This is a genomic window from Streptomyces shenzhenensis (genome assembly GCF_003688995.1).
Classification (GTDB): Bacteria; Actinomycetota; Actinomycetes; order Streptomycetales; family Streptomycetaceae; genus Streptomyces; species Streptomyces shenzhenensis_A.
This window is the reverse complement of the sequence record NZ_PENI01000017.1, coordinates 34,072-49,980: the sequence shown is the minus strand read 5'-3', so window position 1 is coordinate 49,980 and position 15,909 is coordinate 34,072. Positions and strand designations below refer to the sequence as shown.

Annotated in this window: 13 protein-coding genes; 7 read left to right on the top strand and 6 right to left on the bottom strand. The window is 73.0% G+C overall.

The genetic code is table 11. The features are described 5' to 3' along the window. Window positions 1-320: 320 nt before the first annotated feature. From CTZ28_RS24890 to CTZ28_RS24880, 3 genes are read right to left on the bottom strand one after another with little or no spacing between them, the layout of a single operon-like run. Window positions 321-1,097 carry an enoyl-CoA hydratase/isomerase family protein gene (locus CTZ28_RS24890; RefSeq protein WP_121891915.1) on the bottom strand — a complete coding sequence of 259 codons (777 nt, stop codon included), beginning with the start codon at window positions 1,095-1,097 and terminating at the stop codon, window positions 321-323. After that, complete coding sequence (locus tag CTZ28_RS24885; RefSeq protein WP_121891914.1) at window positions 1,094-1,522, bottom strand: Zn-ribbon domain-containing OB-fold protein; 429 nt, start codon at window positions 1,520-1,522, stop codon at window positions 1,094-1,096. Before CTZ28_RS24885 ends, CTZ28_RS24890 begins: the two co-directional genes overlap by 4 nt. A 7-nt stretch (window positions 1,523-1,529) precedes the next feature. Then, the gene (locus CTZ28_RS24880) at window positions 1,530-2,690 is read right to left on the bottom strand and encodes a lipid-transfer protein (protein WP_121891913.1); all 1,161 of its coding nucleotides are present in this window, start codon (window positions 2,688-2,690) and stop codon (window positions 1,530-1,532) included. 152 nt (window positions 2,691-2,842) lie between these two features. Here CTZ28_RS24880 and CTZ28_RS24875 point away from each other — a divergent pair, with 152 nt between their 5' ends. Next, window positions 2,843-4,432 (top strand): FadD3 family acyl-CoA ligase, encoded by a 1,590-nt coding sequence (locus CTZ28_RS24875; protein WP_121892040.1) that lies wholly within the window; start codon window positions 2,843-2,845, stop codon window positions 4,430-4,432. A 101-nt stretch (window positions 4,433-4,533) separates the two neighbouring features. Here CTZ28_RS24875 and CTZ28_RS47180 read toward each other — a convergent pair whose 3' ends face one another. The 3 genes from CTZ28_RS47180 to afsR all read right to left on the bottom strand — a co-directional run bounded on the left by CTZ28_RS47180 (window position 4,534) and on the right by afsR (window position 8,222). Next, window positions 4,534-4,680, bottom strand: a complete 147-nt coding sequence (locus CTZ28_RS47180; RefSeq protein WP_183154569.1) for a hypothetical protein — start codon at window positions 4,678-4,680, stop codon at window positions 4,534-4,536. A 180-nt stretch (window positions 4,681-4,860) separates the two neighbouring features. Further along, on the bottom strand, window positions 4,861-5,046 hold the full coding sequence (gene afsS, locus CTZ28_RS24870; protein ID WP_121891912.1) for a regulatory protein AfsS: 186 nt from the start codon (window positions 5,044-5,046) through the stop codon (window positions 4,861-4,863). Window positions 5,047-5,261: 215 nt separating this feature from the next. After that, window positions 5,262-8,222: an SARP-family global regulator AfsR gene (afsR, locus tag CTZ28_RS24865; RefSeq protein ID WP_121891911.1), complete on the bottom strand. Its 2,961-nt coding sequence runs from the start codon at window positions 8,220-8,222 to the stop codon at window positions 5,262-5,264. A gap of 211 nt (window positions 8,223-8,433) precedes the next feature. Between afsR and CTZ28_RS24855 the strand changes: the two genes are divergently transcribed. From CTZ28_RS24855 to CTZ28_RS24830, 6 genes are all read left to right on the top strand, one after another. Next, window positions 8,434-9,681 (top strand): amidohydrolase family protein, encoded by a 1,248-nt coding sequence (locus CTZ28_RS24855; protein ID WP_121891910.1) that lies wholly within the window; start codon window positions 8,434-8,436, stop codon window positions 9,679-9,681. Continuing rightward, window positions 9,678-10,598 carry a TIGR03619 family F420-dependent LLM class oxidoreductase gene (locus tag CTZ28_RS24850; protein ID WP_259471794.1) on the top strand — a complete coding sequence of 307 codons (921 nt, stop codon included), beginning with the start codon at window positions 9,678-9,680 and terminating at the stop codon, window positions 10,596-10,598. Before CTZ28_RS24855 ends, CTZ28_RS24850 begins: the two co-directional genes overlap by 4 nt. An 8-nt stretch (window positions 10,599-10,606) precedes the next feature. After that, window positions 10,607-11,377 (top strand): SDR family NAD(P)-dependent oxidoreductase, encoded by a 771-nt coding sequence (locus CTZ28_RS24845; protein WP_121891909.1) that lies wholly within the window; start codon window positions 10,607-10,609, stop codon window positions 11,375-11,377. Between the two features lie 155 nt (window positions 11,378-11,532). Beyond that, on the top strand, window positions 11,533-12,621 hold the full coding sequence (locus CTZ28_RS24840; protein WP_121891908.1) for an LLM class flavin-dependent oxidoreductase: 1,089 nt from the start codon (window positions 11,533-11,535) through the stop codon (window positions 12,619-12,621). Between the two features lie 99 nt (window positions 12,622-12,720). Continuing rightward, on the top strand, window positions 12,721-14,451 hold the full coding sequence (locus CTZ28_RS24835) for an N-acyl-D-amino-acid deacylase family protein (RefSeq protein WP_121891907.1): 1,731 nt from the start codon (window positions 12,721-12,723) through the stop codon (window positions 14,449-14,451). Further along, window positions 14,448-15,908, top strand: coding sequence for an aldehyde dehydrogenase family protein (locus CTZ28_RS24830; protein WP_121891906.1), 1,461 nt, complete (start codon window positions 14,448-14,450; stop codon window positions 15,906-15,908). Before CTZ28_RS24835 ends, CTZ28_RS24830 begins: the two co-directional genes overlap by 4 nt. The last annotated feature ends 1 nt before the right edge of the window (window position 15,909 follow it).

Here is a 15,909-nt window from a genome sequence, read left to right as displayed (position 1 = left end):
GGCTGGTCGGCGTGGTCGGCTGGTGCGGGGTTCGTTGGTGTTCGGCGTCGTGTGCGGCTGCGGGTGTGTTGTGGCTGGTCGCGCAGTTCCTCGCGCCCCTTTCGGGGCGGTGGCTTGGCGTTGGAATGCGGGTGCGGGTGCGTTGTGGTTGATCGCGCAGTTCCCCGCGCCCCTTGGGGGCGGTGGTTTGGCGTTGGCTGGTCGGCGTGGTCGGCTGGTGCGGGGTTCGTTGGTGCTCGGCGTTGTGTGCGGCTGCGGGTGGGTTGTGGCTGGTCGCGCCGTTCCCCGCGCCCCTTTGGGGGCGGTGGTTTGGCGTTTGTTCAGCGGGTGTGGGGGTTTTTGGGGCTGCGGGTGGTGAACAGGGCTGCCTGGTGGTGTGCGGGGAGATTTCCCAGTGAGATGAGGTGGGGGGCCTGGGCGAAGCCCTGGGCCAGTGCCCCCTCCCGGGCGGCCCACAGTGCGCGCACCGTCCCCTGCACGGCCTCGGCCGGATACCCGGCCATGACCGCGGCACAGGCGCATGCCGCGGTCAACGCCCCGCCGGGCCCGGTCAGTTCGGAGACCAGTCCGATCTCATGGGCCCGCCGCGCGGAGATCCGCTCGGCGGTGCCCATCAGCATCATCCGGGCGACCTCCCCGAACGGCATCCGCTGCGCCATCAGCACCGACTCGTAGGCGCTGACCATGCCGTAGGTGGTGTGCGGGTCGAAGAAGACGGCGGTCGGGTCCGCGACGATGAAGTCGGACTCCCCGAGCAGATAGAAGGCGCCCCCGCAGGCCATCCCGCGCACGGCGGCGACGACCGGCTTCCACAGGTCGTTCGCCTTCGGCCCGATCGCGAGCAGCGGATCGTCCTGCATGTACGGCGACGAGGGCTGCGGCACCACGGCGTCCCGGTCGATCCCGGTGCTGAAGGCCCGCTCACCGGCCCCGGTGAGGACGACCGCCCGTACGGTGTCGTCGAACCGCAACGCCCGCCAGGCCGCGGTGAGTTCGTCGGCCATGGCGAGGTCGATGGCGTTGAGCCGGGCCGGCCGGTCGAGGGTGACGACGGCGACGCCGGTGTCCGGGTCGGCGCTGACGCGGACGGCGGTCATGGGCGCTCCAGGATCCACTGGGGCAGACAGGTGCCGTCGTCGAGGGTGCTGAAGACGACCTGCACCCGGGCCCCGATCCGGATCCGGTCCGCCGGTACGGAGTCGAGCGGCGCCCCCGGCCCGGTGACCAGGTTCCCGACGAGCCGGATCCGGGGCGCGTCGTCGAGTTCGACCACGATCACGTTGTACGGCGCCTGGGCGGCGTAGTCGGGCAGCAGCGGCGGATGGGGCAGCACATACGACCAGACGCGCCCGCGCCCCGAGGTCGCCCGCCACTCGTGGGCGAAGGACTGGCAGTGCGGGCAGCAGGGGCGGGGCGGGAACCGGGGTTCGCCGCAGTCGGCGCAGGCCTGGACGCGGAGTTCGCCCCGGGCGGCGTACTCCCAGAAGGGGGCGCCGTCGGCGTCGGTGACGGGGGTCAGCACGTCGGTCTCAACTCCTGTTCGTCAGAAGGAGGGCGGAGGTGGGCACTCCCTCGCCGGCCGTGACCAGGCAGCCGGTGGCCCCCGGGACCTGGGCGGTGCTGGTCCCGCGCAGTTGCCTGACGCCTTCGGTGATGAGGTTGAAGCCGTGTACGTACGCCTCCGACAGCCCGCCGCCGCCGGTGTTGACGGGCAGCCGCCCGCCGATCTCCAGCGCGCCGCCCTCGGTGTACGCGGCGCCCTCGCCGCGCCTGCAGAAGCCGTACCCCTCCAGGGAGAGCGGGATGAGCACGGTGAACGCGTCGTAGATCTGGGCGACGTCGATGTCGTCCGGGGTGAGATCGGCGTGCTTCCACAGCTGCCGGGCGGCGGTCCAGGCCGGGCCGGTGAGCGGGTCGTCGTTCCAGTAGTTGACCATGCCGTGGTGCTGGGCGGGCAGGCCCTGGGCGGCGGAGTGCACATAGACGGGGGCGCGCCGGCAGTCCCGGGCGCGCTCCCGGGAGACGACGACGCAGGCCAGCGCCCCGTCGGTCTCCAGGCAGTTGTCGAAGAGGCAGAGCGGTTCGCTGATCCAGCGGGAGGTCATGTACATCTCGCGGGTCAGGGGCCGTTCGTACATCACGGCCGCCGGATTCTGGTTGGCGCGGTTGCGGCAGGCGAGGGCGACGTTGAAGAGGTGGTCGCGGGTCGCGCCGTACTCGTGCAGATAGCGGCGGGCGAGCATGGCGATCTCGTCGGCCGGGCGCAGCAGCCCGTAGGGACGGGTCCACTGGGCGGGCGTGGGGAGTTGGGTCGTGGTGTCGGTCCAGGGACGGGGGCCGCTGCCGCGTTTGCGGGACCGCCAGGCGACCCCGACCGTGGCCTGCCCGGTGGCGATGGCGGCGGCGAGATGGGCGACGGTGGCGCAGGAACCGCCGCCGCCGTACCCGGCCTTGCTGAAGAAGGTGAGGTCGCCGAGGCCGACGGCCTTGGCCAGCTCGACCTCGTCGGTCTCCTCCATGGTGTAGGAGGCGAGGGCGTCGACCTCGCCGGGGGCGATCCCGGCGTCGTCGAGGGCGGCGAGGACGGCCCGGCAGGCGAGGGTCTTCTCGTCCTCCGGGAGCTGCTTGGCGAACGGCGTCTGCCCGATGCCGACGATCGCGGTGGCGTCCTTCAGACCGTTTCCCGCCATGGTGCACGCCCCTTCGCCCGGTGGTCGCCCGGCCGCCCGCAGGGCCGGTCCTTCGCGCTGCCGTGTGCTGACAGTCCGTCAGGCTACAGCTAATCTGACGGTCAGTCAGCTATCTGTCGGGAGGCTCGGGGAGGCCGGTTGTGCGCGATGACATGCAGTGGGACAGCATCCCGGACCTGGTGCGATCGGCGGCCGAGCGGTACGCGGACGCGGAGGCCGTGGTCGACGGCCGTACCCGCGTCTCGTACGCGGAACTGGGTGCCCGGGTCGAACGCGCGGCGGCGGCCTGCGTCGCCTGCGGCATCGGCGTCGGCGACCGGGTGGCGGTCTGGGCGCCCAACTCCCTCGACTGGATCGTGGCGGCGCTGGGCGCGGTGTCCGCCGGGGCGGTCCTCGTCCCGCTCAACACGCGCTTCAAGGGGGCCGAGGCGGCGGACGTGCTGCGGCGCAGCGGGGCCCGGCTGCTGTTCGTGACCGGCACCTTCCTCGGCACCTCGTACGTGGCGTCGCTGCGGCGGGCGGCGGCCGAGGGCGACGGGAGGGCGGGCCCGCTGCCCGGGCTGCCCGAGCTGGAACAGGTGGTGGTCCTCGCCGAGGACGCCCCGGCCGACTTCCGGACGTGGCAGGACTTCCTGGCGGGCGGCGAGGGCGTGGGGCGGGCCGAACTGACCGCGCGTGCGCGGCGCGTGGACGGCGGCTGCCTCTCCGACATCGTCTTCACCTCGGGGACCACGGGCCGCCCCAAAGGCGCGATGATCACCCACGCGCAGACCCTGCGTGCCTACGACATCTGGGCCGGCCTGGCCGGCCTGCGCGCCCGCGACCGCTACCTCATCGTGAACCCCTTCTTCCACACCTTCGGCTACAAGGCGGGCGTGATCGCCTGTCTCACGCGGGGCGCGACGATGATCCCGCAGCCGGTGTTCAACGTGGACACGGCGCTGGCGAACCTCGCCGCGGAACGGGTCACCGTGCTGCCCGGCCCGCCGACCCTCCTCCAGTCGCTGCTCGACCACCCGGCCCGGGCCGGCCACGACCTGTCGGCGCTGCGTCTCGTGGTGACGGGCGCGGCGGTCGTCCCCCTGCGGCTGGTGGAGCGGCTGCGCGGCGAACTCGGCGTGGAGACGGTGCTGACGGCGTACGGGCTGTCGGAGGCGAGCGGCATGGCGACGATGTGCCGCCGCGGCGACGAGCCGACGGTGATCGCGTCGACGTCGGGCCGGGCGATCCCCGGCACCCGGGTCCGGGTCGTGGACCCGGCGGGCACCCCGGTGCCCGCCGGCACCGCCGGCGAGGTGCTGGTCCAGGGCTTCAACGTGATGCGCGGCTACTACCGGGACGCGGCGGCGACGGCCGAGGCGATGACGCCGGACGGCTGGCTGCGCACCGGGGACGTGGGCGTCCTCGACGGCGCCGGCAACCTGCGCATCACGGACCGGCTGAAGGACATGTTCATCGTCGGCGGCTTCAACGCCTACCCGGCCGAGATCGAGCAACTCCTCGCCCTGCACCCGGACGTGGCCGACGCGGCGGTGGTCGGCGTCCCCGACCCGCGGCTCGGCGAGGTCGGCAAGGCGTTCGTGGTCCGCCGTCCGGGCGCCCTCCTGACCGCCGACGACCTGATCGCCTGGTCCCGCCGCGAGATGGCCAACTACAAGGTCCCGCGGACGGTGCAGTTCGTGGGCGACCTGCCGAGAAACGCGAGCGGCAAGGTCCTGAAGGGCGAACTGCGCGAACGATGAGACACCACAAGGGAGTTCCGGCGGGCCCGTGCCGTTCGCCGGACGAGCGGGAACGCGAGCGGGGACCGGCCGCGAGCCGGTCCCCGCTCGTTGCAGAGGCGTCAGGGCATCGGGTTCTCCACTGTCACCACGACACCGTCCTGCGGGCTCGACGGCATCGCGTTCTCGGCCGACGCCGGGCTCGTGACGACGGCGGTGACGCCGAGGACGAGGGCGACGACGGCGAGGATCTTCTGGGCGCGGGTCATCTCGTCTCCTGCCGGGGAAGGACGTGCCGGACGTGTGTGACGCTAGCGGCGGGAGGGACGGTCGCTCGACCCGACCGAGGGCTCTGCGCCAGGAATTGGCCTGGCCGCGCCCCTTGACACGCCTCGGCCGCGGCGGCTCCCCTCCGCGCCGCCGCGGCCGCTCCCCGTCCGGTGGAAGGCCTACTTGTCGTCCAGGTCCAGCGCGGGCGGCGCGGGCATGGCGTTGTCCATCGTCTTGACGGCGTCCTTGGCCGGAGGGGTGGGCATGGCGTTGTCGAGCGTGGTGATGGTCTCGTCGGCCGCCGGCGGCGTCGGCATCGCGTTGTCCCGCTGAGTGGCGGCCGAGTCCGTCTTCTTGTCACTCATGGTCCTGAATCCCTCTGCTTGGTGGTGAGTGAGGAACGCCCGCCCAGAAACTCCCCCGAGGGCCGCCGGGCGGGCGTTCGGAGCCGCACTCTAACCGTTGGGCTCCTGGTCGGACCGTCTGCCCCCCGACGCGACGGTCCGTCGTGAAGAGAGAGTGCCCGGCGGCGATAAACGAACGCTGAACGGCCGCGACGGCCCGCCGGGCACTCTGCCGGTCAGGCCGCGGAGGCGGGGGCCAGGAGCGCCCGCACGATGTCCGCCTCCTGAGCGTTGTGCTGCTCGTGGAGGTTGAGCGCCTCGCGCCAGCAGGCATTGGCCCGGTCCACCTGGCTCAGGGCGGCGAGCGCCCGGCCCAGGAGCGTCAGGACGTTGCCGCGCATCCGGTCGCCGCCTATGCAGCCGAGCGCGAGGGCCTGTTCGGCGTGCTGTGCGGCCTGCGCGGGGCGTTGGGCGGCCAAGTGCACTTCGGCGATGCGGAAGTTGGTCGTGCCCTCCCACAGCCGCTGCCGGTGGTTGCGGAAGATCCCCAGCGCCTCCGAGAACTGGCTGAGGGCTTCCTTGTGACGGCCGGCCCGGGTCAGCGCGACGCCCAGTGCGAAGTGGCTGTTCGCGAGGCGCACCGTGCGGCCGATCTCGCTGTGCGCCGCGACGCCGCGCTCCGCGATCTCGACGGCCCGGACGATGTTGCCCATGCCCAGGTGCGCACGGGAGAGATTGCCCAGGGCCGTCGCTTCGAACGGGCGGTTCGCCGCCGCCCGCAGACCCGCGATGGCCCGGTCGAAGAGCACCTTGCCGTCCTGGAACCGGCCCTGGTGCAGGCAGATCAGGCCCCGGTTGTTGGCCACCCAGCTCACCGCCGTCGCGTCCCGTTCGGACTCCGCGAGTTCCATGGCGACGCGGGCCTCCTCCTCGGCCTGCTGGATGCGGCCGGAGACCAGGAGGACATCCGTGAGGACGGTGCGCGCTCTGCCCTCCGCCCGCGCGTCCCCGGACGCCTCCGTCGCCTCGCACATTGCCCGCGCGGTCGTCTCGTACTGGTGCGAGTTGGCCCCCGACTCGGTCAGGTCCTTCGCCGCCCACAGGAGATCCACACCGCGCCGCAGCCGCTCCGTGCCGGCGCACTGGCGTACGCAGGCCAGCAGCGGGGCCGCCTCCGAGTACAGCCAGTCCAGGGCCGCGGTGCCCTCCGTGAAGCGCAGGCCCGGGTGCTCGGTGGCGGCCAGGTCGTCGACCAGGCGGTCCCCGGGCCGTTCGATCGCGTAGACGCCCGCCGTGGTCGCCAGGTAGAAGTCCAGCAGCCGGGACATGGCCGCCGTCCGCTCGCTCGGCGGGTGCTCGTCGCGCTCCGCGCAGGCGCGGGCGTAGAGGCGGACCAGGTCGTGGAAGCGGTAGCGTCCCGGGGCCGCGGACTCCAGCAGGGACGTGTCCACCAGGGACTCCAGCAGATCCTCGGTCGCCTCCGGCGGCAGGTCCAGCACGGCAGCCGCCGCCGCGAGCGAGATGTCCGGCCCGTCCGCCAGGCCGAGCAGCCGGAACGCCCGCGCCTGGGCCGGCTCCAGCTGGCCGTAGCCCAGCTCGAACGTCGCCTTGACCGCGAGGTCGCCGGCCTGCAACTCGTCCAGCCTGCGCCGCTCGTCCGCCAGCTTCGCCGCGAGGACGGACACCGTCCAGGTGCGCCGGGAGGCCAGCCGGGAGGCGGCGATCCGGATGGCCAGGGGCAGAAAGCCGCAGGCCGCCACGACATCCAGCGCGGCCTTCCGTTCCGCGGCGACCCGCTCCGCCCCGACGATCTTCGTGAACAGGGCCAGCGCCTCGTCCGGGGACATCACGTCCAGGTCGACCAGATGGGCACCGGCCAGGTCCACCATCCTCATGCGCGAGGTGACCAGTGCGGCGCAGCCCTCCGTGCCGGGCAGCAGCGGCCGTACCTGCGCCGCGTCGCGGGCGTTGTCCAGGAGCACCAGGACCCGGCGGCCGTCCAGCAACGACCGGTACAGCGCGGCCCGGTCCGCCAGCGAGTCGGGGATGGCCGCGTCCGCCGTGCCGAGCGCCCTGAGGAACGAGCCGAGGACCGTCTCCGGTTCCGCCGCCCGCGGCCCGGCGCCCTGGAGGTCGACATACAGCTGCCCGTCGGGGAAGGCGGCCCGTGCCCGGTGGGCCACGTGCACGGCCAGGGTGGTCTTGCCGACGCCGCCGATCCCGGCGAGCGCCGAGACGGCCATCACCCGGCCCTCGGCCTCCGAGGCGGAGGCGAGGATCTGGCTCAGCTCGGTGACGAAGGAGGCCCGGCCGGTGAAGTCCGCCACGGTCGCCGGGAGCTGGGCGGGGCGGACCGCGACCGGAGCGGGCTCGGCGAACGGCGCTGAGGGTTCGGCGAGGGCCGGGTCGGCCTGGAGGATGCGCTGCTGGAGGTCGCGCAGACCGGGGCGCGGGTCGACGCCGAGCTCCTCGGCGAGCAGCCGCCGGGTGTCGGCGTACACGGCGAGGGCCTCCGCCTGCCGGCCGCTGCGGTAGAGCGCCAGCATCAGCAGTTCGCGCAGCCGTTCCCGCAGGGGGTGCGCCGCGGTCAGCGCGGTCAGCTCCGACACCGCCTCCGCGTGGCAGCCCTGTTCCAGGTCCATGTCGAGGCGGGATTCGAGGAGTTGCAGCCGCCACTCGTCGAGCCGTACCCGCTGCGCGTCGGCGTACGGCCCGGGCACGCCGGCGAGCGGCTCGCCGTCCCACAGCGCCAGCACCCGGTTCAGCACGTCCCGCGCATGGCACAGGTCGCCGGCGTTGCGGGCCTGCTCCGCCTCCGTCACGAGGTCCTGCGCCACCGCCAGGTCCAGGGCGCCCTCGCCGAGGCCGCGCACCGCGTAGCCGCCGGACTCGCTGACCAGGACGCCGGGGCCGAGCGCCTTGCGCAGGCGCGAGGCGTACGTCCGTATGGCGGCGAGGGCCTGCAGGGGCGGCTCGGTGCCCCAGAGCGCGTCGATCAGCTCCGGCGCGGTCGCCGTCCTGCCCTCGCGCAGCAACAGGGCGGCGAGCAGGGCGCGCTGCTGCGGGGAACCGGTGCTGAGCGGCTCCTCGCCGTGCCAGGCGCGCACCGGACCGAGCACGCCGAAGCGCAGCGCGGCCGGCTCCTGGGCCGAGGAGCCGGGACGCCGCTGCTTCGGTACTCGCGGTCCACCGTCCATGCGTTCGTCCCCCTAGGCATTGCGAACAACTACGTCAGTCTGCCTTGTACAGGGCGGATGCGTCAGCCGTGGGAGACGGCGATCACAGGCGGGCGCGCGCGAGTCCACAACCTCCTCACGTCCTCTTCGCACGGTTCCGCTCGGTTCCGCTCGGTCCTCGTGGTTCCGGCCGCGCGCACGGTAGCTGACGGGTCGTCAGATCGGCGCTACGGTGAGCGCCATGGAGACCCAAGCCGCAGCCCCCTTCCCGGAGATCATCTCCGTCGACGACCACACCGTTGAGCCGGCGCGCGTCTGGCAGGACCGGCTCCCCAGGAAGTACCTCGACACGGGCCCCCGGATCGTCCGCGCGCCGCTGAAGGAGATGTCGTTCCTCGGCGGCCGGTTCAAGCCCGTCATGGGTGCGCCGGGCGACGACGGCCCGGTCGGCGACTGGTGGGTGTACGAGGACCTGCACCGGCCGCTGACCCGCCTGGACACCGCGGTCGGCTACAGCAGGGACGACATCAGGCTGGAGGTGATCACGTACGAGCAGATGCGCGCCGGGTCGTACGACGTCCCGCGGCGGCTCGACGACATGGACGTCAACCATGTCCAGTCCGCGCTGTGCTTCCCCACCTTCCCCCGCTTCTGCGGCCAGACCTTCACCGAGGCCGCCGACCGTGAACTCGCGCTGCTGTGCGTGCGCGCCTACAACGACTGGATGGTGGAGGAGTGGTGCGGGCCCGCCGCTCGGGGGCGGCTGATCCCGCTCGCCCTCATCCCGCTGTGGGACGCCCGCCTCGCCGCCGAGGAGGTCCGGCGCAACGCGGCCCGCGGCGTGCGGGCCGTCGCCTTCTCGGAGATACCCCCGCACCTGGGACTGCCGTCGGTGCACACCGACGACTGGGACCCGTTCCTCGCCGCCTGCGACGAGACCGGCACGGTGGTGGCGATGCACATCGGCTCCAGCAGCCGGATGCCCTCCACGTCCGCCGACGCCCCGCCCGCCGTCGGCTCCACGATCACCTTCGCCAACTGCTGCTTCTCGATGGTGGACTGGCTGATGAGCGGCAAGTTCGAGCGCTTCTCGAACCTGAAGGTGATGTACGCCGAGGGGCAGATCGGCTGGATCCCGTACATCCTGGAGCGCGCCGACGTGGTGTGGGAGGAGAACCGCGGCTGGGGCGGGGTCGCGGAGAAGGTCCACCGGCCGCCGTCCGAGCTGTTCGCCGAGCATGTCTACGGCTGCTTCTTCGACGACGCGTTCGGGCTGCGCAACCTGGACGCGATCGGCGTCGGCAACGTCCTGTACGAGACCGACTACCCGCACTCCGACTCCACCTGGCCGAAGTCCCGCGAGGTCGGCGAGGCGCAGATGGGGCATCTGGCGGCCGACGTCGTCGAGCGGATCGTGCGGGGCAACGCGATCGAGCTGCTGGGGCTGGCCGGGGACGGCCGCTGGGCGGGCCCGCGGTGAGCGTCGCGTACGGCATCCAGCTGCCCGTCCAGTCCCAGAGCACCCTGTACGCGGAGGGCTGGGAGGCCGGCGCGGGAGCCGGCGACCTGGTCGAGATCGCCCGCGCCGCGGACCGCGCCGGCTTCGCCTACGTCGCCTGCTGCGACCACGTCGCCGTCCCGCGCCGGCTCGCCGCGGCGATGGGCACGGTCTGGTACGACCCGGTGGCCACGCTCGCCCACCTGGCCGCCGTCACCACCCGCACCCGGCTGCTCAGCCATGTGGCGATCGTGGGCCTGCGCCACCCCCTGCTGACCGCGAAGCAGTACGCGACCCTCGACCACCTCTCCGGCGGGCGGCTGATCCTCGGCGTCGGCGCCGGGCACGTGGCGGAGGAGTTCGCGGTGCTGGGCGCGGACTTCCGGCGCCGCGGGGCGGTGCTCGACGAGTGCGTGGACGCCCTGCGGGCCGCCCTCGGCCCGGAGGAGTTCCCCGTGCACCACGGCAAGGTGTACGACTTCGAGGGGCTCGGCCAGCGGCCCCGGCCGGCCCAGGAACGGGTGCCCGTGTGGATCGGCGGATCCTCGCCGGCCGCGGTGCGCCGGGCCGCCCTCAAGGGGGACGGCTGGCTGCCGCAGGGCGATCCGCGGGACCGGCTGCCCGGCCTGATCGCCGGGCTGCGGCGGACGCGCGCCGCGGCGGGCGTCGAGGCGCCCCTGACGGTCGGCGCCATCACCGAGCCGCTGTACGTCGGCCGGCCCGCCTGGGACGTGGGCCGCCGCACCCTCAGCGGCTCCCCGGAGGCCCTCGCCGAGTCGCTGCGGGCCTATCCGGCGATGGGCGTGGACCAGATCCAGGTGCGGTTCCGCTGCCGCAGCCGCACCGAACTGACCGACCAGATGGCCGCGTTCGCCGCCGACGTGGCCCCCGACCTCTAGGAGCAGGCATGGGAAAGCTGGACGGACGTGTCGTCCTCGTCACCGGCGCGGCACGCGGGCAGGGCGAGCAGGAGGCCCGTCTCTTCAGGGCGGAGGGGGCCCAGGTCGTCGTCGCCGACGTCCTCGACGAGCAGGGGCGGGCGCTGGCCGAGGAGCTGGGCGCGCTGTACGTCCACCTCGACGTGGGGGAGGAGGCCGGCTGGCGGACCGCGGTGGCCGCCGCCAAGGAGGCGTACGGGCACCTCGACGGGCTGGTCAACAACGCCGGCATCCTGCGTTTCAACGCCCTCGTGGACACGCCGCTCGATGAGTTCATGCAGGTCGTACGGGTCAACCAGGTCGGCTGCTTCCTCGGGATCAGGGCGGTCGCACCCGCGATGGAGGACGGGGGCACCATCGTGAACACCGCGTCCTACACGGCGGTGACCGGGATGGCGGCGGTGGGCGCGTACGCCGCCACCAAGCACGCGATCCTCGGGCTCACCCGGGTGGCCGCGCTGGAGCTGGCGCACCGGGGGATCCGGGTCAACGCGGTGTGCCCCGGGGCGATCGACACGGCGATGTCCAACCCGGCCCGGCTGGACCCGACGGCCGACGCGGCGGGGACGAGCCGGGCGCTGGACGAGCTGTACCGCAAGCTGGTGCCGCTGGGGCGGATCGGGCGGCCGGAGGAGGTGGCCCGGCTGGCGCTGTTCCTCAGCTGCGCGGACTCCTCCTATGTCACCGGGCAGCCGTTCGTGATCGACGGCGGGTGGCTGGCCGGGGTCTCGGTCATCTGAACTCGTACCTGACGAGCCGTCAGCTCTTGACGGTCCATGCGCCCGGTGCCACAGTCGGGCGGCAGGCCTGATCTGACGGTACGTCAGAAATCGGGAACGCGGACGACAGGGGACGGTGAACCTCCTTGGAAATCGGGCTCTTTGTACAGGGATACGTGGGCAAACGCGCCGAGACCGACCCGCTCGCCGAGCACAAGGCGCTGATGGAGGAGACCGAGTACGTCATCCAGGCGGACCAGTCCGGCTTCAAGTACGCCTGGGCGTCCGAGCACCACTTCCTGGAGGAGTACTCGCACCTGTCCGCCAACGACGTCTTCCTCGGCTACCTCGCCCACGCCACCGAGCGCATCCACCTCGGCTCGGGCATCTTCAACCCGCTCGCCCAGGTCAACCACCCGGTGAAGGTCGCCGAGAAGGTCGCCATGCTCGACCATCTCACCGGCAACCGCTTCGAGTTCGGCAGCGGCCGGGGCGCCGGCAGCCACGAGATCCTCGGCTTCCTGCCCGGCATCACCGACATGAACCACACCAAGGAGATCTGGGAGGAGACCATCGCCGAGTTCCCGAAGATGTGGCTCCAGGACGAGTACGAGGGCTTCCAGGGCAAGCACTGGTCGCTGCCGCCCAGGAAGGTGCTCCCCAAGCCGTACGGGACGTCGCACCCCGCGATGTGGTACGCGGCCGGGTCCCCGCCCTCGTACGCCATGGCAGCGAAGAAGGGACTCGGTGTCCTCGGCTTCAGCGTTCAGAAGGTCTCCGACATGGAGTGGGTGCTGGAGCAGTACAAGACGGCGATCGTGAACGCCGAGCCGGTCGGGGACTTCGTCAACGACAACGTGATGGTCACGACGACCGCGATCTGCGCGCCGACGCACGCGGAGGCGATCGAGATCGCGGTGAACGGGGGGCTGCACTATCTGCCCTCGCTGGTCTTCCGCTACCACGACACGTTCCCGCGGCCCGAGGGCTTTCCCGCGTGGCCGGAGACGCTGCCCGAGTACACCGCCGAGTTCGTCGAACTCCTCATCGAGGAGGAACTGCTCATCTGCGGTGACCCGGACGAGGTGCTCACGCAGTGCAAGCGGTGGGAGCAGGCGGGGGCGGACCAGCTGAGCTTCGGGCTGCCGGTGGGGGTGCCGAAGGAGCGGACGCTCCAGACGATCCGGTTGATCGGTGAGCATGTGATTCCGCGGATCGACACGGATCCTGTGCATCGGACGTCGCGGTTCCGGGCTGCCGTGTGATCGCCGTCGCGGGCTGCGGGTTGTGTGTGGCTGGTCGCGCAGTTCCCCGCGCCCCTTCGGGGCGCGTCCACCGCACCGGAATTCAAGGAGGCGAGCCCTGTGCTTGATCACCTCGTCAAGGGCGTGACCGTCGTCGACGGAACGGGAGCGCCGGCATACACCGCCGACGTCGGGATGCGGGACGGGCGTATCGCCGTCGTCGGCAAAGTCAGCGAGGAGGCCCGCAGCAGCGAGGACGGTGCCGGGCTCGTCCTCACGCCGGGCTTCGTCGATCCGCACACGCACTACGACGCCCAGCTCTTCTGGGACCCGTACGCGACGCCCTCCCTGAACCACGGGGTGACCACGGTGGCCGCCGGCAACTGCGGGTTCACGCTGGCCCCGCTGAACCCGGACCGGCCCCAGGACGCCGACTACACCCGCCGCATGATGTCCAAGGTCGAGGGCATGTCCCTGGTGGCCCTCGAGGAGGGCGCGCCCTGGAGCTGGCACACCTTCGGCGACTACCTGGACGCCCTGGAGGGCCGTATCGCGGTCAACGCGGGCTTCATGGTGGGCCACTGCGCGCTGCGCCGCTATGTGATGGGCCCGGACGCGGTGGGCGGACAGCCGACCGACGAGCAACTCGGCCGGATGGTCCGGCTGTTCCACGAGGCCATGGACGCGGGCGCCTGGGGCTTCTCCACCACCCAGTCGGGCACCCACTCCGACGGCGACGGACAGCCGGTGGCGTCCCGGCACGCCCGGCCCGCCGAACTGCTGGCCCTGGCCCGGGCCGTCGGCGAGCACGAGGGCACCCAGATCGAGGCGATCGTCGCCGGCTGCCTCGACCAGTTCAGCGACCCGGAGATCGACCTGCTCGTGGAGCTGAGCGCGACCGCGGGACGGCCCCTGAACTGGAACGTCCTGACCGTGGACGCCGCGGTCCCGGAGCGGGTGCCGCGCCAGCTCTCGGCGAGCGAACGGGCCCGCGAGGCGGGCGGCCGGGTGGTCGCGCTCACCATGCCGATCCTCACGCCGATGAACATGTCCCTGGGCACCTTCTGTGCCCTGAACCTGATCCCCGGCTGGGGCGAGATCCTCGGCCTGCCGGTGCCCGAACGCATCGCCCGGCTGCGCGACCCGGGCGTACGGGCCGGGATGCTGCGCCGCGCGAGGTCCAAGGAGGCGGGCGTCTTCCGGCGGCTGACCGACTTCGGGCGGTACGTCATCGGCGACACCTACAGCGAACGGAACCGCGGACTGACCGGCCGGGTGGTCGGGGACCTGGCCCGGGAGCGGGGGCAGGAGCCGTTCGAGTGCCTGGTGGAGATCTGCGCGGCCGACGACCTGCGCACGGTCCTGTGGCCCATGCCCACCGACAACGACCCGGCCTCCTGGTCGCTCAGGGCCGACACCTGGCGGCACCAGGACGTGCTGCTCGGCGGCTCCGACGCGGGCGCCCACCTGGACCGCATGTGCGGGGCCCCGTACACCACCCGCTTCCTCGGTGACTGCCTGCGCGGACGCCGGCTGGTCGGCCTGGAGGCGGCCGTGAAGATGCTGACCGACGACCCGGCACGGCTGTTCGGGCTGCGCGAGCGCGGACGGATACGGGAGGGCTGGCATGCCGACCTGGTCCTCCTCGACCCGGAGCGGATCGACGCGGGCCAGGCCACCCTGGTCCACGACCTGCCGGGTGCCAGTCCGCGGCTGGACTCGCGGGCGATCGGCATCCGCGCGGTGTGGGTGAACGGCGTCGAGGCGATCCGCGACGACGTGGTGAGCGGCGCCGTGCCCGGCCGGGTGCTGCGCTCGGGCCGGGACACCGAGACGGTGGGCACGAAGTGAACGGACCGCCCGAGCCGCAGCCGCTGTTCATCGGCGGCGCCTGGGCCGAACCGGCGGGCGGCCACTACCCGGTGGTCGACCCGGCGACGGAGCGGACCGTGGGCCTGGCCCCGGAGGCGACGGCCGACCAGGCGCGCGCGGCCTGCGCCGCGGCCCGCGAGGCGTTCGGCCCGTGGTCGCGGACACCGCCGGAGGAACGGGCGGCCGTGCTCGCCCGGGCCGCCGACCTCGTCCGCGGCCGGCTGGTCCCGTACGCCGACCTGGCCCGCGCGGAGACCGGCGCCACGACCGGGACGGCACGCGGGATGCAGGTGGCGGTGGCGGCGGCCAGGTTCCGCCGCTACGCGCGCCTGGAGGAGGCCGAGTGGGCGATCCCGCCGCAGATCAGCGACGCGGGCCCGATGGCGCCTGCCGGCGTGCTCGGCGCGCTCGCGGTACGCCAGCCGGTGGGCGTCGTCGCCTGCATCACCTCCTACAACAACCCGTGGGCGAACCCGGCCGGGAAGGTCGCACCGGCGCTCGCGATGGGCAACACCGTGGTCGTCAAGCCGGCCCCGCAGGACCCGCTGTCCGTGTACCGGATGGCCGCCGCGCTGGCGGAGGCGGGCGCGCCGCCCGGGGTGGTGAACGTCGTCTCGGGGCGTTCGGTGGCGGTCGGCGAGGCGGTCGTCGAGTCGCCCGACGTCGACATGGTGAGCTTCACCGGGTCCACGGCGGTCGGGCAGCGCATCGCCGAGGCGTGCGGGCGCGCGATGAAACGGCAGCTGATGGAGCTGGGCGGCAAGGGCGCCGCGGTCGTCTTCGACGACGCGGACCTCGCCTCGGCGGTCGCCGGGATCGGCACGACGTTCTCCTTCTACAGCGGGCAGATCTGCACCGCGCCGACCCGGGTGCTGGCACAGCGCGGGGTGTACGAGCGGCTGGTCGGGCAACTCGCGGCGTACGCGGCCCGGTTGAAGGTGGGCGACCCCGGGGAGCCGGACACGGTGGTGGGGCCGGTGATCTCGGCCGCGCACCGGGACCGGGTGGAGTCGTACGTCGAACTGGCCCGCAAGGAGGGCGCGACCGTGGTGACGGGCGGCGAACGGCCGCCCCTGGAGCGCGGGTTCTATGTGGCGCCGACCCTGCTGGCCGACTGCACCAACGACATGCGGGCGGCCCGGGAGGAGATCTTCGGCCCGGTGGTGGCGGTGATCCCCTTCGACGACGAGGAGGAGGGCGTCCGCCTCGCCAACGACAGCGACTACGGCCTGATCGACTACGTGTGGTCCGGGGACGTGGCGCGGGCGTTCCGGGTGGCCCGGCGGCTGCGGGCCGGCGGGGTCGGCATCAACACCGTCGGCCGCAACATGGAGGCGCCGTTCGGGGGGTTCAAGAAGAGCGGGGTGGGCCGGGACGTCGGCTCCTACGCCCTGCACGCCTACAGCGAGGTCCAGGCGCTGGTGTGGCCGGGCTGAG

Excerpts from the sequence above, each read along its gene's own strand:
- CTZ28_RS24890 (WP_121891915.1), bottom strand. The coding sequence starts at position 1,097 with ATGACCGCCGTCCGCGTCAGCGCCGACCCGGACACCGGCGTCGCCGTC.
- CTZ28_RS24880 (WP_121891913.1), bottom strand. The coding sequence starts at position 2,690 with ATGGCGGGAAACGGTCTGAAGGACGCCACCGCGATCGTCGGCATCGGG.
- CTZ28_RS24875 (WP_121892040.1), top strand. The coding sequence starts at position 2,843 with ATGCAGTGGGACAGCATCCCGGACCTGGTGCGATCGGCGGCCGAGCGG.
- CTZ28_RS47180 (WP_183154569.1), bottom strand. The coding sequence starts at position 4,680 with ATGACCCGCGCCCAGAAGATCCTCGCCGTCGTCGCCCTCGTCCTCGGC.
- afsS (WP_121891912.1), bottom strand. The coding sequence starts at position 5,046 with ATGAGTGACAAGAAGACGGACTCGGCCGCCACTCAGCGGGACAACGCG.
- afsR (WP_121891911.1), bottom strand. The coding sequence starts at position 8,222 with ATGGACGGTGGACCGCGAGTACCGAAGCAGCGGCGTCCCGGCTCCTCG.
- CTZ28_RS24845 (WP_121891909.1), top strand. The coding sequence starts at position 10,607 with ATGGGAAAGCTGGACGGACGTGTCGTCCTCGTCACCGGCGCGGCACGC.